Raw genomic sequence first — 25,568 nt, forward strand, 5'->3', positions numbered from 1 at the left:
CTCCCTTTCGGTTTTAATAGCGTTTTGAAAACTTGTTTCTGATAATAATGGCAATCGAGTTCATCAAAATGAGCATGAACAGAAGGACAATAATTCCTGCAGCGGCTACATCATGAAACTCTGCTTGCGGTCTGCTTGTCCAGTTGTATATTTGGATTGGCATAACGGTAAAGCCCGACCAGATGCTTTCTGGAATAAATGCGATAAAAGTCATCGCTCCGATCATAATGAGTGGGGCTGTTTCACCGACTGCACGTGATAATGCCAAGATCGAACCGGTTAAGATTCCCGGAATGGCCGCCGGTAAAATGACGCGACGAATCGTTTGCCATTTCGTTGCTCCCATTCCGTAGGAGGCTTCTTGAAGATCCTTCGGAACGGCCCGGAGCGCTTCTTGTGATGCTACGACAATAACGGGAAGGATCAACAAACTCATGGTTAAACCACCGGCGAGAACACTTCTGCCCATTTCCAACATCCTTACAAAAACCGTCAGGCCCAAAAGACCGAAGACGATGGAAGGGACACCCGCCAAGTTGGAAATATTTACTTGGATAAAACGTGTAAAGCGATTTTTTTTCGCGTATAACTCAAGGTAAATCGCACAACCGACACCTAAAATAATCGAGACCGGCCCGGTAATCGCCATCACCCACAAGGTCCCAAAGATGGCGGCCTTAATTCCAGACTCTTCTGGTTTGCGGGAGGCAAAGTTTGTCAGAAAATCAAGGTCCAAATATCGGATGCCTTGACTCATTATACGATAAATGAGGATGGCCAAGACAATCAAACCTATCGACGTAGCCAGCATAAACAGCCATTTGGAAATGGTGTTTTTTATGAGCCGGCTGCCGATTCTTTTTTTAACCTCGGCTTTATTGATGAGTTCCATTAATATTCCTCCCTAAATCGCCTTGAAATCCATTGAGCAATCAAGTTCATAATGAGCGTGAAGACAAAGAGTGTCATTCCAACTGCATAAATGCTGTAGTAAATCGTTGAACCATAGGCAGCATCTCCGAGGCTCACCTGAACAATATAGGCGGTCATCGTTTGTATCGTTTCTGTTGGATCGAAAGTGAGGTTAGGCTTAGCGCCTCCGGCAATCGTTACAATCATCGTCTCACCTATTGCCCGAGAAAGCCCGAGGACAAAGGAGGCGATAATGCCTGATAATGCAGCGGGCAATACGACTTTCAAAGATACTTCAAGCTTTGTGGAGCCGAGCGCCAATGCCCCTTCCCTCATCGACCTTGGAACTGCCGACATGGCATCTTCCGATAATGAAGCAATAGATGGGATGATCATAATACCGACAACGATTCCCGGACTTAAAGCATTGAAGAAGTTAAGGTCAGGGATTATTTTTTGAAGGACGGGCGTTACAAATGTAAGTGCAAAAAAACCGTAAACAATCGTAGGGATACCGGCCAATACTTCCAAAATCGGTTTAATCACCTTTCTTGCTCTTTCACTTGCGTATTCACTTAAATAAATAGCAGCTGCGAGGCCAAGCGGAAATGCCACGATCACAGCGATCAAGGCAACGAGCAATGTTCCGGATATAAGAGAAATGATGCCATATTTTGGATCCGCTTCAAAAAAGGGAAGCCATTCTTTGCTCGTTATAAAATGTATAAAGTCAACACGGCTGAAAAATGTGAAGGTTTCAAATAGGAGTGTAGCAACAATGCCAATGGTCGTTAAAATAGAGATAATAGCCATTAAAAACAAAAAAACCGGAACGGATTTTTCGGCCAATCCCTGTTTAAATTTATTCTTTCTTTTATTTTCTTCAATCATTTTTGCAATGGAGATTTGCTCATTTTTCAGTTCCATTGGAAAACTCCTCATCTATTCATTAGTGAAGGTGAGGGGATACCAATCCCCTCACCTGTAACATTACTTTTTAAGTTCTTCCAACTTTGCCAAGCCATCCTCATATTCTTTTTCCTGGAGGCTGATATAGCCTACATCTTCAGATAAAGAACTTGCATTTTCAAGTGCGAATTTTACGTAATCATATACATGTTCTTTTTCAGCAATTGATTTATTGTTTACATAAAAGAACAGTGGACGTGAAAGCGGCTCATACTCGCCGTTCATGATCGTGTCATTGTCAGGAGTAATTGCTTCTCCTTTGCTGTTTACAATCGGAACGATTTTCAGGTCGTCTTTATTTTCAATGTAGTACGCGTAACCGAAAAATGCGATGGCGCCTTTGTCTCCCATGACACCTTGTACAAGCACATTGTCATCTTCAGATAAAGTAGCATCTTTTCTCATTTGCTCTTCTTCCAAAATGACTTCATTCCAATAGTCATATGTTCCGGAATCTGTTCCTGGGCTGAAGAAAGAAATTGGTTCTTCCGGCCATCCTTCACGGACGTCCGCCCACGTTTTTACCTTTCCGCTTTCCAACCACATTTTTTTCAACTCATCAACTGTTAGTTTGTCCACAAAGTCATTATCTTTATTTACGACAACCGAAAGGCCGTCATAGGCAATTTTAAATTCCGTGTATTCTATTCCAGCCTCTTTTAACTTAGCTGCTTCCTCATCTTTAATAGGCCGGGATGCGTTGCTGATATCTGTTTCGCCAGCGATGAACTTATTAAATCCTCCACCCGTTCCGGATACTCCTACGGGGGCTTTTACGTCAGGCTGCTCGGCAGCATATTCTTCAGATACGGCTTCCATGATTGGAAAGACGGTTGATGATCCGTCAATACCGACTGTTCCGGATAGTTCTTCCGCGCTTTTTGAATTGTTCCCACTTGAATTTTTCTCGTTGTCAGAGTTGCTGCCGTCCCCATTACCGCAAGCAGTGAGCAGCAATCCAAAGGATAAAGTGAGTGTTGCCAATGCGGGCTTCAATTTCATTGATAATTTTCCCCCTGTGTTTATGTGATGTTTACTACATGATCATCATAAGCGGACTTTATCAAGGTGCGGTTAAACTAATGTAAAGGATTTGTAAATATTTTATTAAGGGAAAATGAAGATCGCTTGATTGATAGATTGCAGACAAATAGGGAGACAAAGGAATTAATTGTTTTTCGTTGCGAAATTCACATCTTTTACTGCTTTTTTACATAGCTTTCATACTGCTTGAACGCATTCTTAAATATGAAATAGTACATTGAATATGCTAGCCTGCTTTCATCATAAAGGGGGTTTTTTACCTTGAGGAAAAGGTATATGGAGATGTTGGCTCTTATTTTTGCCATGGCGATGGCATCTGGGTGCATTGGCAAAGGCCAAACAGATGCCGCTCCCACATCAGAAGACCTTTCAGGTTCGATAACGATCGTGGGATCAAGTGCTCTGCAGCCATTAGTAGAAGCGGCTGCCCAACAATTTACAAGCATGCATCTTGATGCGGCCATCCATGTACAGGGAGGGGGCAGTGGAACAGGCTTGAGCAGTATTAGCGAAGGATATGTTGATATTGGAAATGCCGATTTATTTGCCGAGGAAAAAGCGGGTGTCGATCCTTCCCAACTCGTTGATCATAAAGTAGCTGTTACTGGAATGGGGCCGGTCACACATCCGGATACTGGTGTTGCCAATATTTCACATGAACAATTGATCGATATTTTTACCGGAAAAGTGAAGAATTGGAAAGAAGTAGGAGGAAAAGACGAGGAGATCGTGATCATTCATCGGGCGAAAGGTTCCGGTACGAGAGAGGTATTTGAGCAGATCGGGCTTAAAGAGGCCGAGCCAGCACCCGGAATGGAGCAAGATTCTTCCGGGACCGTCCGGAAAATTGTAAGTGAAACCCCTGGAGCAATCAGCTATCTTTCATTCTCTTATTTTGATGATTCTGTTATTGCTTTGGCCATTGATGGCATTGAACCGACATTGGAAAATGTCAGTACAAACTATTGGAAGATTTGGGCATATCAACACATGTATACAAATGGAGAGCCGACGGGGTTAACGAAATCGTTTCTGGATTATATGTTATCCGATGAGGTTCAAGAAGTGCTTGTGCCTGAGATGAATTATCTCCCGGTTCGTGAAATGGCTGTCGAGCGGGATGCGGAAGGAAATGTGATTGAAAAATAGTAGGTACCATAGGAGGAGCATTTTTTGGGAAAATCAATGATAGATTTGCATCCTTTGTATCAGGCAAATCCTAAATCCAAAATAGAACGAATAGTGCGGATGGCCCTGCGAGGGGCGGCATGGATTGCTCTATCTATAGCCCTATTTATTCTTGCTTTTGTGCTATGGAAAGGGCTGACGCCATTTATCGTAAATGATGGAAGCATATTCGTTTTTTTAACTGGACACATCTGGGACCCAGGGGCGGTCAACGGGTTGGGAAAGCCTTTGATCGGCGCGTTGCCGTTGATTTTGGGGTCATTTTCGGTGACGATCCTGTCGGTGCTGGCCACTGCCCCGATCGCCATCGGGGCAGCCATATTTATAAATGAAATTTCGCCGCGAATAGGCAAAACATTTTTGCAGCCGGTATTGGAATTGTTAATCGGAATTCCCTCTGTCGTATATGGTTTTTTGGGATTAAGCATGATCGTGCCACTGATTAGAAATCATATCGGGGGAAGCGGTTTTGGAGTGGCGGCGGCAGCCGTTGTACTATCTGCGATGATGTTGCCTACGGTGACATGTTTAGCGGTCAATGCTCTAAAACGGGTGCCTCCAGAATTTAGGGAGGCTTCTCTTGCTCTCGGTGCCACACGTTGGCAAACGATTTCTCGAATGGTGATGACGATTGCCCGCCCCGGTTTATGTTCAGCCGTCATTTTTGGTATATCCCGTGCTTTTGGAGAATCATTGGCGGTACAAATGGTGATAGGAAACGCTGTGGTGATTCCCGACTCACTGTTTCAGCCTGCTGCTACAATCACGAGCATATTAACTATGGGAATGGGCAATACGGTAATGGGCCAGACGGAAAATAACGCTTTATGGTCTCTTGCTCTTATTTTAATGGCGATGTCCTGTATTTTCATGATTTTCATGCGGTTGACAGGAAATTTAAGGAGAACTTTTTCATGAACCGAAAAGTGGCAGATCGGATAGCGACTATAGTGTTTTATTTGATTGCCGCAGTTCTTGTTGTCGTTTTGGCAGCCCTGCTCGGCTATAGTGTTTATCAAGGATTTCCCCAAATAAGCCGGGAATTTATCACATCGCCTCCGAACATATTTGCAGAAGGGGGAGGGATAGGTCCGCAACTGTTTAATTCCTTTTATTTAATGGTCCTTTCCATGTTGATGGCAACGCCTGTCGCTCTGGGGGCAGGCATTTATCTGGCCGAGTACGCCAAGAAAAATGTTTGGACTGAATGGATAAGAGCTTTGATTGAAATGCTGGCATCACTTCCGTCGATTGTGATAGGAATTTTTATTTTTCTCACCTTTGTCGTCCATATGGGCTGGGGTTTTTCCATTTTATCAGGGGCAGTGGCATTAGCCATTTTTAATATGCCGCTCTTGGTCCAAGTCGTTGAAGAATCGGTACGAAGCGTCCCCAAGCAACAAAAACAGGCTGGTCTGGCCCTTGGTGTTTCCCGGTGGGAAACAATTGCTCATATCGTCTTGCCCGCTGCGCTTCCGGAGATCGTTACGGGGATGATTTTAGGGGCTGGAAGAGTGTTTGGTGAAGCGGGAGCCCTCATTTATACGGCGGGTATGAGCTCGCCCAATCTCGATTTTGCGAATTGGAATCCGTTCTCCCCTTCCTCTCCGCTCAATCCGATGAGACCGGCCGAGACGCTCGCAGTTCATATTTGGAAGGTGAATGGGGAAAGTATTGTACCTGATGCAGAAGCGATTTCAAGCGGTGCGACCCTTCTTCTCATCTTGTCCATCTTTATTTGTAATATCAGTGCCCGTATCATTGGAGCTTTCGTTTACCGAAGACTCACTTCTTCAAGCAAATAGGGGAGGCGCGAATCCGGATGTCTGTGTTTCAGATGGAAAAAACGGTAGATATCACAACACTACCCCAAGTAGAAACGATCGCTATAGAAGCGAAATCTATAAGTGTTTATTACAGAAAAAAGCATGGAATTTACAAAGTATCCCTTCGTTTTTCAGCCAACCATGTCACCGCGCTCATCGGTCCATCCGGCTGCGGAAAAACGACTCTGCTGCGCAGTTTGAACCGAATGAATGACGAAGTGGAAGGATGTATCGTGTCAGGGTCGATTTTGTTCAGCGGGGTCAATATAAATGCTCCATCCATCAATGTATTTGAATTAAGAAAGCGGATTGGCATGGTTTTTCAGGAGCCGAATGTGTTTGCCAAATCGGTTTATCAAAATGTGGCGTTTGGACCTATCCGCCACGGTGTAAAAGATAAGCATCGCTTGGCGGAAATTGTGGAAGAGAGTCTGCAAATGGCCGCATTATGGGATGAAGTAAAAGATAAGCTCCACAGCTCGGCGTTGACGTTATCGGGAGGGCAGCAGCAAAGGCTTTGCATCGCCAGAGCGATTGCTTTACAGCCTGAAATTTTGTTATTGGATGAACCAACCTCATCCCTCGACCCGATTTCTACCGGGAAATTGGAGCAGTTGATCGGAGAACTGAAAAAGAATTATACGATCATCTTCGTCACCCACGATATGCAGCAAGCGGCGCGCATATCGGATTATACAGCTTTTTTTCACATGGGTAAGCTGATCGAAAGCGGAAGGACGAAAGAGTTGTTTACAAATCCAAAGGACGAGCGCACTGAAAGGTTTATCAGCGGAAGGTTTGGATGATAGAGTATAGGAGTTTGAAATGCTGTTTCCGCAGCCGGTAAAAGTACGGTATGTGCGGGGCAGCTTTGTTTATTTTCCATTATATATGGTAAGTCGGGATAAAATCACTTTGAAGGGAACCGGTCTCATGGTACAATCTTCAAAATAAAGAAATGGATGGGTGATGCAATTGGGAATACATCATTATTTTAAAAGCTTGTCGGACTTAGAGATGATTTACCGCTGTCCCGGGAAGTTTAAGTTTCAGGAACATTCCGTTGCCAGCCATTCTTTTAAGGTGGCCAAAATTGCCCAGTTTCTGGGTACGGTAGAAGAGTTGGCGGGCAAGGATGTCGATTGGCGGCTTTTATATGAAAAAGCCTTAAACCATGATTATGCCGAGCTTTTCACAGGAGATATCAAAACTCCGGTGAAATATTCTTCCCCAGAATTGAAGCGGCTTTTCAATGAGGTGGAGGAGGAGATGACGCGGAAGTTCATTGAAAGGGAATTTCCGAAAGAATTCCAGAAAGTTTACTTGGGGCGTTTCAAGGAAGGGAAGGATGAAACGCTTGAAGGGCGAATTTTGGCAGTGGCGGATAAAATTGATTTATTATATGAATCCTTCGGCGAAATTCAGAAGGAAAATCCGGAGCCGTTATTTTTGGAAATTTACGAGGAAGCTTTAAGTACGATCCTATTATTTAAGGAAATGACGAGCGTTCAGTACTTTTTGCAGGAAATCCTCCCGGATATGCTGCGGGAGCGCTTTATTGAGCAGAGTGAACTTGTGGAGATTACGGAAAAGATGGTTGAAGCGAGCAAAAACGATTAAAAAACTGCTTGCACTTTTCAAGCGTATCGGAAACACTTGTAATAGGCGATCGTTTGAGACGGGGGGATGTCCATGATTGATAAAATCATTTCAGCAATCTTTTTGCCAGCTTTCTTTATGATCTTTTTTACAAGGGTGACTTATAGCCGGCTTGTGGGATTTTTGCTTACCGTGGCGCTGATAATCGTGTCTGCGTATAATGGTTACTTGCATAAATGGTGGGTGATTATTATCGAGGCAGCGTCGCTCACGATTGGTCTTTTTATCGTGAACTGGACAATAATGAAAAAAAGAAACAAGAAAAACACTTCATAAATCGGAAATGAACATCCCGATGACATGAAGTGTTTTAACATTTCTGAAAGGGATATGGAGTTCCGAAGGAAGAAGGTTGAGGGACAGGGAGGGTGTTGTCCGCGGATGAGCGTCTAATCCCCGTATAAGGTGAAAATTCCCGTGGATGAGCGTCTAATGCCCGTGTATAAGGTGAAAATCCCCGTGGATGAGCGTTAATACCCCGTATAAGGTGAAAACCCCCGCGGATGAGCGTCTAATGCCCGTATAAGGTGAAAATCCCCGTGGGTGAGCGTCTAATGCCCCGTATAAGGTGAAAATCCCCGTGGATGAGCGTCTAATGCCCCGCGTATAAGCAGAAATATCCGCGGTTCAGAGGAGTGCAACGGTTGTCACCAGTTTTGCAATCCCAACAAGCGGTGTGTACATTTGCCGAAACCTTCATATTTGTCGAGTGGCCAAGTTTGGTTAACAAATATTCTTTATAGTAAGTGATTCGTCCCATAGTATAATGGTTTTGATGTATGGAGGTGAAGCCGGTGCGGCCCATTTTACTCGGTGTAGTTGCGGCGTTCTTTTTTTCAGTCACTTTTATATTTAACAGGGCGATGGAGTTGTCGGGGGGAAGCTGGATTTGGAGCGCTTCTTTGCGATATTTGTTTATGATCCCTTTTTTGGTTGCCATCGTCGCTTTTAAGGGAAATTTCTTGCCACTAATACGGGAATTGAAAGCCCGGCCAATGGAATGGCTTCTTTGGAGCACTGTCGGGTTTGGTTTGTTTTACGCGCCACTTACATTTGCGGCCGGATATGGCCCCGGATGGCTGATTGCGGGAACTTGGCAAGTGACAATTATTTCCGGGTCGCTGCTCGTTCCGCTGTTTTACGAGACGATCCAAACTGAAACCGGGCCGATTGTGATAAGAGGACGAATCCCGTACAGGGGGCTGGCCATGTCGCTGATTATGTTATTGGGAATCGGTTTGATGCAAATGGAACATATGAAGCAATTATCGTGGCAAAATGTCCTTTTGTGCATGGTCCCGGTGATTGTGGCCTCTTTTGCGTATCCTCTTGGAAACCGAAAGATGATGGCAGTATGTGGAGGAAGGTTGGATGCTTATCAGCGTGTGCTTGGGATGACGCTTGCCAGCATGCCGTTTTGGGGTGTGCTTGTCATATGGGAGTGGGGTTCTTCAGGTCCTCCGTCTATGGAGCAAACTATGCAATCATTGCTCGTGGCGGTTTCCTCCGGTGTCATTGCAACAGTGCTGTTCTTCCGGGCAACCGACCTTGTGAAAGACGATATGAGAAAACTGGCGGCGGTCGAAGCAACACAGTCAATGGAGGTATTGTTCGCTCTTGGCGGAGAGGTTATTTTATTAAGTACTCCCCTGCCGACATTGGTTTCACTTGCTGGCATGCTTCTTGTTGTTGCCGGGATGGTTTTGCACAGTTATGTATCACATGCAAATAGTATGGAAAAAGCCGCGTAAACTGGTACTTGTATGGAAGCGTTCGCTTTTGATTTTGTATGGGGAAACCTGAACTCTGTTTGGGTTAATGGCAGGCGCCACGCTTTTTTTATGGATAACTTGGCTGCACGTTGTATTTGGAAACTTACTGGTGCTGTAATCCCGAACCCGGCATTTTTAATATGAACGGAAAAAAGCCGGTTGAAGCCATGTGTCCTTGAAGAACAAAAGGCTTTAGGAAATATCAAAAAGCAAGATCCGCGCCGATTAGCACAAGGAGGATTTATTGTCCGATGTCTAATGGATAGGTACTATTCCAATGGTCATTCTGGTGGGATTTAAGCTAGGGTTTATTTATGGTGTTGTTGTTTTTATACTCGCGATTGTCATGCAGTTAATCATAGAGTTTTGTGTGCAGGCAAAAAGTTGACACGCTCGAAAAAAGTCCTTGAAGCCATGGCGGTGGTGGTATAGGGAGTCAAGTGCTTTTTGACGAGGCGAATTTCACATTCGCTTATGTCAGGAAGCGGGAAGGGGGCAATAAGTCAATGCCCTTCCCTTCTATTATAACAGAGATATGTAAACGCCGTTCGACTTAGTTCGACAGAATCAGAGCAAACTTCGGCAGTGACACATCGATATTTTCAAGAATGTCTGCCTACAGCAGTACGAGTGCAAGCGAAGGTGACAGGGTAAAAGGAAAGATTTGAAAGCATCGTCAGCGCCTAAAAGATGCTATAAGCTTTTTCAAGGACGTCGCTCTCTGAAGTTGCCAACAGGACACTGCGATCTCAGGCCTTTGGTGTATTTTTATCAGAGGGACTTAGAGTTGGCAGACTAAGCAAACTTCCTCGTATAGCAACGTCTGCATGGGCCCAACGCTCCGGCTGCTTGCAGTTTCGCTGTATCTCATAGTAGAGGGCTCCCGCTTAAACGGCCGCTCGTGTTATAGCAATCTTGTTTCCACTTCTTTTTCTTTTAAGACCGCCTTGTCTTTTAGAAACATGTTGGCGATTTCCTTGCCGGCGATGGAGCGGCTGAACAGAAAACCTTGCACTTCATTGCAGCCGTATTTTTTTAGGAGTTGATATTGGGCACTCGTTTCCACTCCTTCTGCGATTACTTTTTTTTGCAGCCCTTTCGACAATTCAATGATAAATTTAACAATCATCTCATCTTCAACACTGTGAACGATGTTATGTATAAAGGATCTGTCGATTTTGATCGTATGGAATGGATACTGCTTTAAATAGTGTATGGATGAAAAGCCTGTGCCATAATCGTCCAAAGCAATGCTGATGCCCATTTCCGCCAGTTTTTCCAGTTGCTTTCGGATGAGTTCGCTTGATTTTAACAAGGAACTTTCCGTTAACTCCAGTTCAATGGAAGAAGGTGGTACAGAATAATCTTTCAAGCACTGCCTTATCCTGTCTATTAGGTCATTTTTCAAAAAGCTTTTTGCTGACAAGTTTATGGAAATTTTATGAAAAGGGACCTGCTCTTTTTTCCATTGCTGGATTTGTTGGCAAACCGTACGGATAACAAAGTCATCAATGAGTTGAATGACTTTCCCGTTTTCTTCGGCCATCGGAATAAATGTTGCGGGTGCCACATTCCCTTTGCAGGGATGCTCCCAACGGACAAGCGCCTCGGCTCCAATCGCTTTTTGAGTAAGGACATCAATTTTTGGTTGGTATTCTACATAAAGCTCTTCATTTTGTATGGCCTTTAGCAAGTCGGCTTCCAATTCAAATTTTTTCAGTGTTTCTGCTTTCATCTCGGGCAAATAAAATTGGAAGTTTCCGTTTCCCCGTTCTTCAGCATGTTTCAAAGCAATTCGCGCTTTTTTAAACAATGTTTGAAAATTTTTCCCGTCATAAGGAAACATGCTTCCCCCGATTGTTGCTGTAAATTGAAGATCTTGATGGTTTATGGTGAAGGGGGTTTCAATATGATTGATCAGCTTTTGAGCATCGGAAATGTATTGGTCGTAAGTGTCTGGCTCTGTCCCTTTTAGAAGAATGCCAAGAGTATTTTCTTCGATGCGGAAAACGATATCGTCGTTCTTTTCGTTATTGGTCATATGAGAAACGATTGATTGAATCACTTTTTCTCCTGCTTCAAGTCCGTATACATCAATCACATCATCTAGTTCATCAATGGTTACATAAAAAAAAGCAAAGGTGTCATTTTTATCCACATGTGAAAGCCGTTGATTGACATATTTCTTGGCATGATAATAGCCTGGTTCGCCTTTTAAATAATTAAGCTTTTGGCATGTTTTCAGCTCGATGATGACGACAACTCCTAATAAATCATCATCAATGGATAACGGAATAAATGTAAACTCAGTGTTCAACTGTTGATTGTCAGGGCCTTTGACCGTTGCCTCACTAATGAGGATGGATTCGTCAGCGGCCTTATTCACTTTAAAATATGAAAAAATATGATCAAATATGTTTAGAGCAGATGGATTTTCAATGTCTGCTATATGTAGCAGTTCATGCCCTTTTTGATTGCAAAAAATGATGTTGCCCTTATGGTCAAAAAGGCAAATTGCATGTTCGGAATGCTGGAATGCAATAGAAAAAGCTTCTTCCAAGTTTATGGGCGGCCTGCGTATTTGCCGCCTTTTCCATGTAACTAGCTTCTTAAAGTTCAATGTTGCCCCTTCTTTCCATACTACGCTAATATCGGATCACCTTGCAGAATACAAAGAGTGTCATTATTGTGTTTGATCCATCGCTTGTTTTAATAATTCCTTTTGTTTCAGGTTTAATAATTGGTCGAGTTCTTGACTAAGCTTAACCGTTTTAGCGGCTGTTAGGCCAAATTTTCGCGCACTTCTAATCATTTGTTTCTTCTTAATATAAATGGAGTAATCAATAAAAGGTTTTATAGTCGTGTCACCTCCAAACAAAAAAATCCACCCGATAGAAAAGGTGGATTTTTATTGCATGGAAAAAGTGAACAAAATGATACAATAGTTCCGTCATTTCCAGATCCATCCTTCTTCGGTAACCCGGCTGCCATAGATTTCCCGTAGGCCCGTGGCTTTGCGTCCCTGATTTTCATCAAGTTTGCCATTATCGAAAGGTAGTCATATGTACCCACATTTTAACACCCCATTTTTTTATTTACAACGAAAATTGCCGAAATTTATAATAAATGGTCGAAAATGGTATAGTCTTTTAGGCCTGCCCTTTTCAAACGGCTCTGTATGGCAATGTCATACGAAAATATGTTCGGCCAAACTGTTTACGAAGGCGCATGTTGTGTTAAAATGAATGTATGTGAATCATATCCATTACCTTTCCGATTAACAGTCGGAAGATCATATAGATAGCAGATAAAGGGAGGATGCGGCTTTGATCAACCAGTTTGATATCGTATCGAATTATAAGCCGTCCGGCGATCAGCCAAAGGCGATTGCTCAGCTTGTGGAAGGAATTCGTTCCGGAAAAAAATATCAGACGCTTTTGGGGGCAACAGGAACGGGAAAAACGTTTACGGTGTCGAATGTCATTAAGGAAGTAAACAAACCGACACTCGTCATTGCCCATAACAAGACGCTCGCCGGTCAGCTTTATAGTGAGTTTAAAGAGTTTTTTCCTAACAATGCTGTTGAATATTTTGTCAGTTTCTATGATTATTATCAACCTGAGGCCTATGTTCCCCAGACAGATACATTTATTGAAAAAGACTCCAGTGTCAATGATGAGATCAACAGACTCAGGCACTCGGCGACGTCAGCTTTATTTGAGCGGAAAGATGTCATTATTATTGCGAGTGTTTCCTGTATTTACGGACTCGGTTCCCCGACAGAATACCGTGAGCACGTCCTTTCTCTCCGGACAGGAATGGAGATTGAAAGAAACAATCTGCTTCGCAGGCTGGTGGATCTACAATACGCGCGCAATGATATTGAATTTACAAATGGAACTTTTCGGGTTCGTGGGGATGTCGTCGAAATTTTCCCGATTGCGCGAGAAGAACAATGCATACGGGTGGAATTTTTTGGAGATGAAATCGACCGGATTCGAGTGGTCGACGCCCTCACGGGGGAAATAGTGGGAGACAGAGAACATGCCGCTATTTTTCCGGCTTCCCACTATGTGACAGCGGAAGATAAATTGAGAATTGCCATTAAGAATATAGAAGAAGAACTGGAAGAGCGTTTAGCCGAGCTGCGTGCGGAAGATAAATTGCTCGAAGCCCAGCGTCTAGAACAAAGAACCCGGTATGATTTGGAAATGATGCGGGAAATGGGCTTTTGCTCAGGGATTGAAAACTATTCCCGTCATTTAACGCTCAGACCGCCAGGCGCAACGCCATACACGTTGCTCGACTATTTTCCAGATGACTTCCAAATAGTCATTGACGAATCACACGTAACACTCCCGCAAATCCGCGGCATGTATAATGGAGATCAGGCAAGGAAGCAGGTGCTCGTTGATCACGGTTTCCGCCTCCCGTCAGCCTTAGATAACCGGCCGCTCAAGTTTGAAGAGTTTGAGCAGTACATCCACCAGGTTATTTTTGTGTCGGCCACACCAGGCCCTTATGAACTGGAAAAAACACCCAAAATGGTGGAGCAAATTATCCGTCCGACCGGACTGTTGGATCCAACCATTGATGTCCGGCCAATTGAGGGCCAAATTGATGATTTGCTCGGCGAAATTCAGGATCGGGTTGCCAAAAACGAGCGTGTCCTTATTACGACGCTGACGAAAAAAATGTCGGAAGATTTAACGGATTATTTGAAGGATGTAGGGGTCAAGGTACAGTATTTGCACTCGGAGATAAAAACACTTGAGCGAATAGAAATCATACGGGATTTACGTGTCGGCAAATTTGATGTCCTTGTCGGTATCAACTTGCTCCGGGAAGGGCTTGATATTCCGGAGGTATCGCTTGTAGCTATTCTTGATGCCGATAAGGAAGGATTCCTCCGTTCCGAGCGTTCACTGATTCAAACAATCGGCCGGGCCGCTCGGAATGCGAACGGCCATGTGATCATGTACGCCGACAATGTGACAGACTCGATGAAAAAAGCGATTTCCGAAACAAAGCGGAGGCGCGCCATCCAAGAAGAGTACAATCGAAAACATGGCATTATCCCAACAACCATTCAAAAAGATATTCGCGACGTCATTCGCGCGACGGTTGCGGCTGAAGACAGCGCAGAATACGAATATCAAACGGAAAAACTATCGAAAAACGAAAAAGAAAAGCTGATTGCTTCAATGGAAATAGAAATGAAAGAAGCAGCCAAAGCGCTTGATTTTGAAAGAGCGGCACAGCTTCGAGACGCTATTTTGGAGCTAAAAGCGGAAGGATGAAACGACGATGGCACTTGATAAAATAGTTGTTCAAGGCGCACGGGCCCATAACTTAAAAAATATTGATGTCACAATCCCGAGAGATAAATTGGTAGTTGTAACGGGATTATCAGGCTCCGGGAAATCTTCGCTTGCATTCGATACGATTTATGCAGAAGGTCAAAGACGCTACGTGGAATCACTTTCTGCTTATGCACGGCAGTTCTTGGGACAAATGGATAAGCCTGACGTCGATGCAATCGAAGGGCTGTCTCCGGCGATCTCGATTGACCAGAAGACGACGAGCCGGAATCCGCGCTCCACTGTCGGTACGGTGACAGAGATTTATGATTATTTGCGTTTGCTGTTTGCCCGAATCGGCAAACCTGTATGTCCGATTCACGGAATCGAAATTACGTCGCAAACGATTGAGCAAATGGTTGATCGAATCATGGCGTATCCAGAGCGCACACGACTTCAAGTACTGGCGCCTGTCGTTTCTGGACGCAAGGGAACCCACGCTAAGGTGCTGGAAGAGATTAAAAAGCAGGGCTTTGTTCGTCTCAGGGTTAATGGTGAAACGCTTGATCTCAGTGAAGAAATTCGCCTGGAAAAAAATAAAAAACACTCTATCGAAGTCATAGTTGACCGCATTATTGTTAAAGAGGGGGTGGAAAGCCGTCTGGCAGATTCCCTCGAAACGGCCCTCGGCCTTGGGGATGGAAAAGTCATCATTGATGTCATTGGAGAAGAGGAACTGCTTTTTAGCGAACAGCTCGCATGTCCGGAATGCGGTTTTTCCATTAATAAGCTGGAACCGCGCATGTTTTCTTTCAACAGTCCATTTGGAGCGTGCCCAGATTGTGACGGACTCGGCTCCAAGCTCGAAGTAGATGAAGAACTTGTCATTCCCGATTGGGATTTGACGTTGAACGAGGGTGCGATTGCCCCATGGATCCCGGTGAGCTCTCGATATTATCCACAGCTCTTACAATCGGTTTGCCATCACTATGGCATCGATATGGATGTTCCGGTAAAGAACTTGCCTAAAGCCCAAATGGACAAAATTTTGTATGGTTCCGGAAATGAGGTCATCTTGTTCCGATATCAAAATGACTTTGGGCAAATACGCGAAAACAAAATCCGGTTTGAAGGGGTTTTGAGAAATGTGGAACGGCGTTATCAGGAGACGAGTTCTGATTATATCCGGGAGCAAATGGAAAGATATATGGCGGAACATCCTTGCCAGAGCTGTAACGGTTATCGGTTGAGGGTGGAAAGCCTCGCTGTAAAAGTGGAGGGCAACCATATCGGCGAGGTGACCGAGTTATCAATCAAGGAAGCGCAGCAGTTTTTTCAAACGATTCATTTGACGGAAAAAGAAAAACAAATTGCGAACCTGATTTTAAAAGAAATATCTGAACGCCTGCACTTTTTGGTGAATGTCGGTCTGGATTACTTGACGTTGAGTCGTACGGCCGGAACATTATCAGGCGGTGAGGCGCAACGGATCAGGCTTGCCACCCAAATCGGCTCCCGGCTGACCGGAGTGCTGTATATATTGGACGAACCGTCTATTGGTCTTCATCAGCGTGATAACGACAGATTGATCGACACGCTTAAAAGCATGCGCGACATAGGCAATACTCTTATCGTCGTGGAGCATGATGAAGATACGATACTTGCGGCTGACTATCTCATTGACATCGGTCCGGGAGCGGGCGTGCATGGCGGTGAGGTTGTCGCGTGTGGAACACCCGAAGAAGTGATGAAGCAAGCAGGCTCATTGACGGGAGAGTATTTGTCTGGAGTAAAATTCATTCCCATTCCGTTAGAGCGTCGTCCGGGAGATGGCCGATTTCTGGAAATAAAAGGTGCGAAAGAAAACAATTTAAAAAACGTCAATGTGAAGCTTCCACTTGGTGTTTTTATTACAGTAACCGGCGTTTCCGGGTCGGGAAAAAGCACACTCGTAAATGAGATTTTGCATAAAACATTAGCGCAAAAGCTCCACAAAGCAAAAGCAAAACCCGGCTTGCATAAAGAAATCAAAGGTTTGGAGCATTTGGAGAAAGTCATAGATATCGACCAGTCGCCCATTGGCCGGACGCCAAGATCAAACCCGGCAACCTATACGGGCGTATTTGATGATATACGCGACGTGTTTGCTGCCACGAACGAAGCAAAGGTGCGCGGGTACAAAAAAGGCCGCTTCAGTTTCAATGTGAAAGGCGGCCGCTGTGAAGCTTGCCGCGGGGACGGAATTATCAAGATTGAAATGCACTTTTTGCCTGATGTGTATGTTCCATGTGAAGTGTGCCACGGAAAAAGGTATAACCGCGAAACGCTGGAAGTAAAATATAAAGGCAAAAATATCTCAGATGTACTTGATATGACCATTGATGACGCATTGGAGTTTTTCGAAAATATCCCGAGGATCAAAAGAAAATTACAAACAATTACGGATGTCGGACTTGGTTACATGAAGTTGGGCCAACCAGCCACGACACTTTCGGGCGGAGAGGCCCAGCGTGTGAAGCTTGCTTCTGAATTGCACAAACGTTCAAATGGGCGCTCCATCTATATTTTGGATGAGCCGACAACGGGGTTGCATACGGATGATATTGCCCGGTTGTTGACGGTATTGCAGCGTCTTGTCGACAGCGGCAATACGGTGCTTGTGATCGAGCATAATCTCGATGTCATCAAGACGGCCGACTATATTATTGACCTTGGACCGGAAGGCGGGGATAAAGGAGGAACGGTCGTTGTGACAGGAACTCCTGAAAAAGTGGTGCAATGTGAGAACTCTTATACAGGACGATATTTAAAGCCCATATTAGAGCGTGATAAAAAGCGGATGAAGCGGCTCATTTCCTCGGGAGCAACCAGTGTGAAACAGGCTGTTGCCAAATAAATCTTTTTAAAGTGAAACAAAAAGGCTGCTCTAATCGTATAATCCAGTACACAACCAAAAAGGAGGAGCGACATGAATCAAGATCGAAAAAGAATACTTGAAATGGTACAAGAGGGGAAGCTGTCCGCTCAGGAAGCGATTATTTTGCTCGATGCATTGGAAGGGAAAGCACCCGCTCCTGATTTGAAAAGTGGTGCCGCTGAAGAAAGCCAGGCAGAATTTGATTTTTCAACAACTGATTCATCTGCAAAGCAAAGTGCTGGAAAAGAAGGTACAGACGGTGGAAAAAACGAGGAAGACAATTTTTACAAGCAAATTGAAAATGCTGGTGAACGAATTTTTGACTTTGTCAATACGGCGTTGCGAAAGGTTAAAGAAATGGACTTTCAGTTCAATCAATCTGTTGAAATACCGCATGTTTTTCAGCAAAGCGGGGAAGGAATTGAGAGGATCGATATCGATATCGCCAATGGGCCGGTAAGGGTCATTCCTTGGGACCAAGAAGAGGTGCGCATCGAATGTCAAGCCAAAGTATACCGTATTGAAGATCGGGAAGAAGGGCGCAGCTATTTCTTGGATAATACGATTTTTTCACAAGACAACAGCATGCTTTGCTTTGCTACGAAATCAAAGTGGATGCGGGTTGAATCTATCGTTTATGTTCCGAAAAAAAGGTATAAAAAGATTGCGGTTCGGATTTTTACTGGCGAATTGACGAGTGAACGGTTGGAATGTGATTATTTGCTCGTGAAAACGACAAACGGAAAAGTGGATTTGGAAAATGTTTCAGGTGAAAAATTGGAGATCGAAACGGTCAACGGGCAAATTAAAGTGAAGGAATCCCAGGCTGATGAAGTGGAAGCTGAAACGATTAATGGGGCTATCGATGTAATTGCTTCATGTAAAAAAGCGGAGCTCAAATCGTTTAACGGAAATATCACTTGTTCTCTAAAAGATACTGAAACGAAAATATTCGAGGCAAAAGCTGTAACGGGAAATATTCATCTATATGTTCCGGTTACCGCTGGAGTGGACGGGGAACTTCGTTCCAATCTCGGAAGTTATACTCTTAATTTGCAGGATGTAAACATCTTGCATGAAAAACGGGAAGTTATACAAAAGCAGATGAAGTTTAAACGGACAGGTACTGAGGGAGAAACGATCCATGTTCTCGCAGATACTAAAACCGGTTCCGTATTTGTCTCAAGCAATGCCGAAAAGGAAGCCTAACATATGAGGTGGCTTATCGGAATTGTCATCAATGGGATTTTGTTTATCGCTCTTGCTGGCTATTTTGAGGGCTTTTACGTTTCCGGTTTCGGAGCCGCACTTGCCGCCAGCCTAGTGCTGTCTATCTTAAACATACTTGTGCGGCCGATTCTGATTTTGTTTACCTTGCCCATCACGATTTTAACGTTAGGACTGTTTCTTCTTGTCATCAATGCCCTTACATTATTGATGACGGACGCCCTCATGGGCAGCAGCTTTGAAATCGACGGCTTTGGATTGGCATTTCTCACTGCCATCATCATGTCTATCGTCAATATCATCATTCAAAAAGCGGTTATCGAACCCCGCAAGTAAAAAACCGGACAGCGCGGCTGTCCGGTTTTTTTTTATCCGCGTATAAAGCAAAATACCCGCGTATAGCGGAATCAATTTTAAAAGTTCCCACGCCATGTAAAACGACAGGCTTTCCTGTCTAAAATAGAAGAAAGATGTTGAAGGGTAGAGATTCCCTCTGATAAAATGCTAAAATAGATCTATGATTTTGGAATTGAACAGCAAGAGGCTTTGTTATGGGAGGGATTCCGTTGGCGACAGTTCGTACGGAAGATATTATAAAAGAATTCAACTTGGAGTTGATCAGCGGTGAAGATGGGGTTCATCGGCCCGTGACAACGAGCGATATTTCAAGGCCGGGATTGGAAATTGCCGGCTTTTTTCACTATTATCCAGCGGAACGTCTGCAGCTTTTGGGAAGGACGGAAGTGAAATTCACTGAGATGCTCATGAAGCGGGAAAGGCGTTTCCGGATGGAGCAGTTATGCAGTGATTTGACTCCGGGCATTATTATTACAAGGGAGCTGGATGTTCCGCAAGAATTGATTGAAGTATCTGAAGAAAAGTCTGTTCCGGTAATGCGGACTCCGATGAAAACGACTGGCTTTGCAAGCCGTTTGACATATTATTTGGAAAACAAACTGGCGCCAACGACTGCCGTACATGGAGTGCTTGTTGATATTTTCGGCGTCGGTGTCTTAATTACGGGTCAAAGCGGAGTCGGAAAAAGTGAGACGGCACTCGCTCTCATAGAAAGAGGACACAGGCTAGTGGCGGACGATTGCGTTGAGATCAGGCAGGTTGACATGGATCGCCTTGTCGGAACGGCTCCTGAATTGCTTGAGCATCTGCTTGAAATCCGCGGGCTCGGCATTATTAATGTCATGACCCTATTTGGAGCGGGGGCCGTCAGGCCGTATAAGCGGATTACTTTAACCATCCATTTGGAATTATGGGATGAAAATAAGCATTACGATCGTCTCGGCTTAGATGAAGAAAAAGTAAAAATTTTCGACACGGAAATTACAAAATTGACGGTGCCCGTCAGGCCCGGCCGCAACCTCGCCGTTATTATTGAAGTGGCGGCTATGAATTTCCGATCAAAAAGAATGGGAATGAATGCAGCAGAACAATTTGCCAATCGCCTTTCGGAAGTCATGACAAAAGAACAAGATGATTAATGTTGCTGGAAAATTTTCATATATATTAACAAATTGGAGTTGAGAACGTATGGAGTCGGAAATTCAGCCGTTAAATCCGGTTGCGATCGAGTTAGGACCGCTTCCAGTCCATTGGTATGGGATTATTATCGGGCTTGGAATTGCCATTGCCCTTTATCTCGCCATGCGCGAAGGTCAAAAACATAAACTTGATAAAGAAATTTTTCCCGACTTGCTGATTTGGGCCATTCCCATATCGATCCTTTCAGCGAGAGCTTATTATGTATTGTTTCAATGGGAATATTATTCTCAAAATCCGGGAGACATCATCAAAGTCTGGGAAGGCGGCATCGCGATTCACGGGGCATTGATCGGTGCGGTCGCGACAGCCGTTATCTTTGCAAGAGCGCGCGGACTATCTTTTTGGAAGCTTGCTGACATTGCAGCGCCAAGCATCATTTTAGGGCAAGCGATTGGACGATGGGGAAACTTCATAAACCAAGAAGCATACGGAGAAGAAGTATCCAGGCAGTTTCTTGAGGGTTTACATCTCCCTCAATTTATCATTGATCAGATGTACATAAACGGGGCGTATCACCACCCTACATTCCTATATGAGTCAATTTGGAACATATTGGGCTTTATACTGCTGATCGTGCTTAGAAAAGCAAACTTGCGCCGCGGGGAGCTCTTTTTGTCCTATGTGATTTGGTATTCGATCGGCCGCTTCTTTATTGAAGGCATGAGGACGGACAGTCTCATGTTAATGGGCAGCCTCCGAATGGCTCAAGTCATTTCCCTCATTTTAATAATCGGAGCCATCCTTTTGATCATTTATAGAAGAAAAGCTGGCTATGCCAAAGCCGGTTATAACGAATGAAATATAATACGTTATGAGGAGAATAAAGAATGTTTGCAACTTCGCTGAAAAATGGCGGCATCGTCGGTCTTAAGACAACGTGGACTTTGGGAAAAATTATATTTCCTGTCACGCTGATCGTTGTTTTGCTGCAGCATACGCCTGTCTTGCCAGGGGTGGTCCGCCTTCTTGAACCGCTTATGGGACTGTTCGGTTTGTCCGGAGACGCGGCTATTCCGCTTGCTCTAGGAAATTTCTTAAATCTGTATGCTGCTATCGGTGGTATTTTATCGTTGGATTTGACGGTGAAAGAGGTCTTTATCATTGCCGTCATGCTTTCTTTTTCACATAACTTATTAATCGAATCGTCTGTTGCCGTCAAAGTCGGGGTTTCTTTTTGGGTGATTCTTGCTGTTAGGATCGGTCTGGCCGTCATGTCGGCAATTGTCATTAATCTTGTTTGGAGCGGCGGACAAGAGATGGCCCAATATGGGATGATTCCCGCCCAAGAAGAACAGGTGGCCGGGATGGTCGCTATCATTCTGCTCGCTTTAAAAAAAGCGACGTTGGGGATTGTTCAGCTAGCTATCATTGTCATCCCGCTCATGATGGGGATTCAACTTTTAAAAGACTATAGTTGGCTTGATACTTTTTCCCGCTGGACTTCCCCATTCACCCGGATGCTTGGAATGAAAGAAAATACATCTACAACATTGGCAGCCGGATTGGTGTTTGGGCTTGCTTTTGGGGCAGGAGTCATGATCCAGGCCGTCAAGGAAGATGGGGTATCCAAAAAGGATGCAACGCTTGCCTTTATATTTCTAGTGGCTTGCCATGCTGTTATTGAAGACACTTTAATATTCATTCCCCTGGGGATTCCAATATTGCCGCTGTTTTTAATTCGCCTCGTCACAGCTATCCTGCTTACCATGTTTGTGGCTGTTGTTTGGAGGCAAGTTGAAACTGCCAGAGAAGGGAAAGTGGCTTAAATATGAATGAACAAATTACAACGATTTTATTTGACCTGGACGGAACCTTGCTCGACACGAACGAACTGATCGTTACATCATATTTGCATACGTTTGAGCAATTTTTTCCCGGACGTTTCAAACGTGAAGATGTCATGCCGTTTCTCGGACCGCCATTGTATGACGCCTTTGAAAGTGTCGATCCGGACAAAGCGGAAGAAATGGTGAAAATTTACCGGGATTTCAACATGGAAAAGCATGATCTTCTTGTTCGGGAATTTGAAGGTGTATTTGAAACAATCCGGACACTCCACGAAAATGACATGAAAATGGCGATTGTTTCCACAAAAATTAGAAAAACAGTTGTAAAAGGCTTGAAGCTTACAGGTTTGGATCAATTTTTTGATGTCATCATAACACTTGACGATGTGGAAAAAGCCAAACCCGATCCTGAACCGCTTTTAAAAGCGCTTGGCGCACTTGAATCAGAGCCGCATGAAGCCATTATGATCGGGGATAATTACCATGACATTTTAGGCGGAAAAAATGCTGGTACGTTTACGTGCGGAGTCGCATGGTCTTTAAAGGGAAAGGATTACCTGGAGCAGTTTCATCCAGACTTTATGTTGAAAAAAATGCCTGATTTATTGGATATTGTCAAGGTGGGTGTACAATGAGAAAAACGGATCGTTTTCCCGTCAAGGGAGCCAATTCCCTTTGGCATGTGTATAAAACAGTTCCATTTTGGAAAGTGATCCGAAATTTTATTGTGATACAGCTAGCCCGCTATACCCCCTTTTTGGCAATGAAAAATTGGATGTATCGCTTTTTTTTAAAGGTAAAAGTCGGGGAAAACACTTCGTTTGCGCTGATGGTTATGCTTGATGTGATGTTTCCTGAAAAAATATCAGTCGGTAAAAACTCGATCATCGGCTACAATACGACTATCTTGGCACATGAATATTTGATCGAAGAATACCGGCTCGGAGATGTGGTGATTGGGGATGAAGTGATGATCGGTGCCAACTCCACCATCCTTCCGGGGGTAACGATTGGAAACGGGGCGATTGTTTCCGCAGGTACGCTCGTTCACAAAGATGTCCCTGCAGGTGTTTTTGCCGGAGGCAATCCGATGAGGATCATCTATACGAAAGAAGAAATGGAAGAGCGAAGGAAATCCGATCCTTTATATAATAAAACCGAGACCCGTCAATAACCTCCGACACGGAGGTTATTTTTGTTCCAAGTAGTATATAGAAAGTATATGATTAAATTGTCGCTGTTCTTGGGGAAGGTCGCCTTCACCAAGTTTTTGGCGTTAAAAAAATAAGGAACCTGCCGACATGTGAATTCTGAATTCCGAACATCCTTCATACATTATGTAAGCGGTATCTTCGGTAGATGATTTTTGAGATACAAACAAGATTGTTAGTATGATATACTACAAAAAGCGACAAAGGACGATAAAAACGGAGGAAATATGATGTCCAAACACCCAAAGAAACATGAAGGGCGTGCGAAAGTCTACTCGTTTATACCAACGGGAGAATACTATTTTCATAAAGGTCTGGAAGCGTACGACCGCTTCGACTTTCAAAAGGCGAAAAAATATTTGAAGCGTGCTCTGGAGCTGGAGCCAATGGAGCCGATGATTGCCTGCCAGCTGTCCCTCGTTTATACAGAAACGGGAGAATACGCCCAGTCTAATGAATTGCTTTTAGCCATTTTGAATGAAATGGATGAGAGGATGACGGAATGTCATTACTTTTTGGCGAATAATTATGCCCATTTAGGTGTGTACTCGGAAGCATACCGGCATGCGAAACTATACTTGGAAAGAGATGAAATTGGCGAATTTGCGGAGGATGCGGAAGATTTGCTGGAATGGATCCATCAGCATGAAGGCGATGCAGAATCCTCAATGGAACAAGAAACACTTCTTTATTTGCAGGAAAAGTCCAGAGCGATGCTTGAAGATGGCCACTATATGGAAGCCGTCAAACTGTTAAAAAAACTGATCAAATCCCATCCAGAATTTTGGCCGGCTTATAATAATATGGCCCTTGCTTATTTTTATGGAGGGAATACAGATGAGGCATTCCGCACTCTGGAAAAAGTTCTGGACCACAATAAAGGAAATCTGCATGCGCTATGCAATCTGGCCGTTTTTTATTATTATGAACAAAAAACAGAACGCTTGCAGTCTCTTTTAAAGCTATTGGAAAAAATTCAACCGCTTAATCCAGAACACCGATACAAACTGGGGACGACTTTTGCCCTGACAAAAAGGTATGAAAGAGCATATTGTTTGTTAAAACAACTGCAAAAAACCGGTTACGCCGGCAGTCCGGGATATTATTACTGGCTCTCTAAAGCCGCCTTTTTTACGGGCAATCAAAAGACTGCGGAAGCGGCGTGGAACCAGCTTCTCGTTCTGGAGCCCCAAAAAGCGGGTTCCGAGCCGTGGAATGAGGATGTTAAGCGATCAAAAAATGGGGAAGATAACCAGTATGAGGAACTTATTTTAAAATTGTTGCGCAGCCACGAAATACCAGAACGGCTATGTGCCATCTTTTTCATGGAAATATCCGGGCGAAAGCGCACGATTATATCCAGTCCTTCTTTCAAATCATTGGAAGAGTTTACCTTTCCGGAAAAGGTATATTTAGCAACGATACTTCAGCTGGAAAAAGACCATGAGATGAATATAAATGTGAATGTGAAAACAGGCCATGAAACAGCACTCGAGTTGTATGAGCAACACGCTAGTGACCAATCGGAATTATCTGTACTGCTTGTCGACTGGTTTGCGGCTTTTGAAAAGATGCTCGAAACGGGGGAAAAATTGTCAAACCCTTCCGCTTTGGCAGCCGCTACCGAGTATCTTTCTGCAACAGAAAGAAATAAGAAAAAAACACAGCGTGAAATTGCTAAGCAATATGGAATATCTCCGGCCACTTTGCGCAAATATACGAATAAAATTGCAGATTACTTTATTCCGCTCTAACTGGCAGCATTTTAACATGAAAAAGTAGAAGATGACGAAAGAGGAGACGAATCACTGGTAAAACCTGGAAGGAATTTGGCGGCTATACACTTACGCATAAAAAGTACCGTTCTTTTTCAAGGTGTCGATCCCAAAGATATGACGATGTACTGGATATATAAGTAAAAGGGCGAAGTGACAGGACAAGGAAAGCTTCGCCAGCATCGTCATCACACGGCGAATAAGCGCGAGCATCGAGAACGTCGCTCCCAGAGCTGGCAACACCATTGGGATTCTAACCTCTGTTCTACATCCAATCAGGAGGATCGAGTATAGCAAAATCTCGTTTTTCAATAAAACATTGTACTCAATCCGGATGATTTACTTTTTTCGACATTTCGTAGAAATCAGCGTTCGCGCATTTAGATCCATCGTCAGCACCAATCATTTTTCACCTCAATCTTCC

At 44.0% G+C, this 25,568-nt stretch carries 22 protein-coding genes and 1 riboswitch; of the genes, 17 read left to right on the top strand and 5 right to left on the bottom strand.

The annotated features are described in order from the left end of the window. Window positions 1-13 precede the first annotated feature (13 nt). The 3 genes from pstA (NST31_RS14930) to NST31_RS14940 form a co-directional block, all read right to left on the bottom strand. Complete coding sequence (gene pstA, locus NST31_RS14930) at window positions 14-892, bottom strand: phosphate ABC transporter permease PstA (protein ID WP_077112896.1); 879 nt, start codon at window positions 890-892, stop codon at window positions 14-16. Beyond that, window positions 892-1,839, bottom strand: coding sequence for a phosphate ABC transporter permease subunit PstC (gene pstC, locus NST31_RS14935; protein ID WP_083717624.1), 948 nt, complete (start codon window positions 1,837-1,839; stop codon window positions 892-894). The genes pstA (NST31_RS14930) and pstC (NST31_RS14935) overlap by 1 nt, the downstream gene beginning before the upstream one ends. 63 nt (window positions 1,840-1,902) lie before the next feature. Next, window positions 1,903-2,883, bottom strand: coding sequence for a PstS family phosphate ABC transporter substrate-binding protein (locus NST31_RS14940; RefSeq protein WP_077112894.1), 981 nt, complete (start codon window positions 2,881-2,883; stop codon window positions 1,903-1,905). 303 nt (window positions 2,884-3,186) lie between these two features. On the opposite strand from NST31_RS14940, the gene NST31_RS14945 reads away from it, so the two are divergent. The 7 genes from NST31_RS14945 (at window position 3,187) to NST31_RS14975 (ending at window position 9,349) form a co-directional block, all read left to right on the top strand. Continuing rightward, window positions 3,187-4,074 (top strand): phosphate ABC transporter substrate-binding protein PstS family protein, encoded by an 888-nt coding sequence (locus NST31_RS14945; protein ID WP_339161662.1) that lies wholly within the window; start codon window positions 3,187-3,189, stop codon window positions 4,072-4,074. Between the two features lie 24 nt (window positions 4,075-4,098). Further along, the gene (pstC, locus tag NST31_RS14950) at window positions 4,099-5,031 is read left to right on the top strand and encodes a phosphate ABC transporter permease subunit PstC (protein ID WP_339161663.1); all 933 of its coding nucleotides are present in this window, start codon (window positions 4,099-4,101) and stop codon (window positions 5,029-5,031) included. After that, a complete protein-coding gene (gene pstA, locus NST31_RS14955) occupies window positions 5,028-5,918 on the top strand; it encodes a phosphate ABC transporter permease PstA (protein WP_339161664.1) in 891 nt (296 codons plus the stop codon). Before pstC (NST31_RS14950) ends, pstA (NST31_RS14955) begins: the two co-directional genes overlap by 4 nt. A 32-nt stretch (window positions 5,919-5,950) precedes the next feature. Further along, window positions 5,951-6,745, top strand: coding sequence for a phosphate ABC transporter ATP-binding protein PstB (pstB, locus tag NST31_RS14960; RefSeq protein ID WP_139345680.1), 795 nt, complete (start codon window positions 5,951-5,953; stop codon window positions 6,743-6,745). A 169-nt stretch (window positions 6,746-6,914) separates the two neighbouring features. After that, window positions 6,915-7,559: an HD domain-containing protein gene (locus NST31_RS14965; protein ID WP_339165571.1), complete on the top strand. Its 645-nt coding sequence runs from the start codon at window positions 6,915-6,917 to the stop codon at window positions 7,557-7,559. Window positions 7,560-7,631: 72 nt separating this feature from the next. Further along, entirely contained in the window at window positions 7,632-7,874 is a 243-nt protein-coding gene (locus tag NST31_RS14970) for a DUF2198 family protein (RefSeq protein ID WP_077112890.1), read from the top strand. 518 nt (window positions 7,875-8,392) lie between these two features. Beyond that, window positions 8,393-9,349 carry a multidrug resistance efflux transporter family protein gene (locus tag NST31_RS14975; protein WP_339161666.1) on the top strand — a complete coding sequence of 319 codons (957 nt, stop codon included), beginning with the start codon at window positions 8,393-8,395 and terminating at the stop codon, window positions 9,347-9,349. Window positions 9,350-10,274: 925 nt separating this feature from the next. Here NST31_RS14975 and NST31_RS14980 read toward each other — a convergent pair. Beyond that, entirely contained in the window at window positions 10,275-11,990 is a 1,716-nt protein-coding gene (locus NST31_RS14980) for an EAL domain-containing protein (RefSeq protein ID WP_339161668.1), read from the bottom strand. A 63-nt stretch (window positions 11,991-12,053) separates the two neighbouring features. Continuing rightward, on the bottom strand, window positions 12,054-12,248 hold the full coding sequence (locus tag NST31_RS14985; RefSeq protein ID WP_077112888.1) for an aspartyl-phosphate phosphatase Spo0E family protein: 195 nt from the start codon (window positions 12,246-12,248) through the stop codon (window positions 12,054-12,056). A 93-nt stretch (window positions 12,249-12,341) separates the two neighbouring features. After that, window positions 12,342-12,423: riboswitch (cyclic di-GMP riboswitch) on the bottom strand. 273 nt (window positions 12,424-12,696) lie between these two features. On the opposite strand from NST31_RS14985, the gene uvrB reads away from it, so the two are divergent. The 10 genes from uvrB (at window position 12,697) to NST31_RS15035 (ending at window position 25,123) form a co-directional block, all read left to right on the top strand. Beyond that, complete coding sequence (uvrB, locus tag NST31_RS14990; protein ID WP_339161670.1) at window positions 12,697-14,670, top strand: excinuclease ABC subunit UvrB; 1,974 nt, start codon at window positions 12,697-12,699, stop codon at window positions 14,668-14,670. A 7-nt stretch (window positions 14,671-14,677) separates the two neighbouring features. After that, the gene (gene uvrA, locus NST31_RS14995; RefSeq protein WP_339161672.1) at window positions 14,678-17,566 is read left to right on the top strand and encodes an excinuclease ABC subunit UvrA; all 2,889 of its coding nucleotides are present in this window, start codon (window positions 14,678-14,680) and stop codon (window positions 17,564-17,566) included. Window positions 17,567-17,638: 72 nt separating this feature from the next. After that, the gene (locus NST31_RS15000) at window positions 17,639-18,796 is read left to right on the top strand and encodes a DUF4097 domain-containing protein (protein ID WP_339161673.1); all 1,158 of its coding nucleotides are present in this window, start codon (window positions 17,639-17,641) and stop codon (window positions 18,794-18,796) included. A 3-nt stretch (window positions 18,797-18,799) separates the two neighbouring features. Continuing rightward, window positions 18,800-19,150: a phage holin family protein gene (locus NST31_RS15005; RefSeq protein ID WP_077112884.1), complete on the top strand. Its 351-nt coding sequence runs from the start codon at window positions 18,800-18,802 to the stop codon at window positions 19,148-19,150. A 230-nt stretch (window positions 19,151-19,380) separates the two neighbouring features. After that, window positions 19,381-20,310, top strand: a complete 930-nt coding sequence (hprK, locus tag NST31_RS15010) for an HPr(Ser) kinase/phosphatase (protein WP_139345676.1) — start codon at window positions 19,381-19,383, stop codon at window positions 20,308-20,310. Between the two features lie 49 nt (window positions 20,311-20,359). Beyond that, window positions 20,360-21,169 (top strand): prolipoprotein diacylglyceryl transferase, encoded by an 810-nt coding sequence (lgt, locus tag NST31_RS15015; RefSeq protein WP_077112882.1) that lies wholly within the window; start codon window positions 20,360-20,362, stop codon window positions 21,167-21,169. A 29-nt stretch (window positions 21,170-21,198) separates the two neighbouring features. Next, on the top strand, window positions 21,199-22,137 hold the full coding sequence (locus NST31_RS15020) for a nucleoside recognition domain-containing protein (protein ID WP_339161674.1): 939 nt from the start codon (window positions 21,199-21,201) through the stop codon (window positions 22,135-22,137). A gap of 2 nt (window positions 22,138-22,139) precedes the next feature. Beyond that, on the top strand, window positions 22,140-22,793 hold the full coding sequence (ppaX, locus tag NST31_RS15025) for a pyrophosphatase PpaX (protein ID WP_205178727.1): 654 nt from the start codon (window positions 22,140-22,142) through the stop codon (window positions 22,791-22,793). After that, window positions 22,790-23,332: an acyltransferase gene (locus NST31_RS15030; protein WP_077112879.1), complete on the top strand. Its 543-nt coding sequence runs from the start codon at window positions 22,790-22,792 to the stop codon at window positions 23,330-23,332. Before ppaX ends, NST31_RS15030 begins: the two co-directional genes overlap by 4 nt. Before the next feature lie 264 nt (window positions 23,333-23,596). Further along, window positions 23,597-25,123, top strand: coding sequence for a tetratricopeptide repeat protein (locus NST31_RS15035; protein WP_339161678.1), 1,527 nt, complete (start codon window positions 23,597-23,599; stop codon window positions 25,121-25,123). The last annotated feature ends 445 nt before the right edge of the window (window positions 25,124-25,568 follow it).

The sequence above is a fragment of the Siminovitchia sp. FSL W7-1587 genome (assembly GCF_037963795.1).
GTDB classification, from domain to species: Bacteria; Bacillota; Bacilli; order Bacillales; family Bacillaceae_C; genus Siminovitchia; species Siminovitchia thermophila.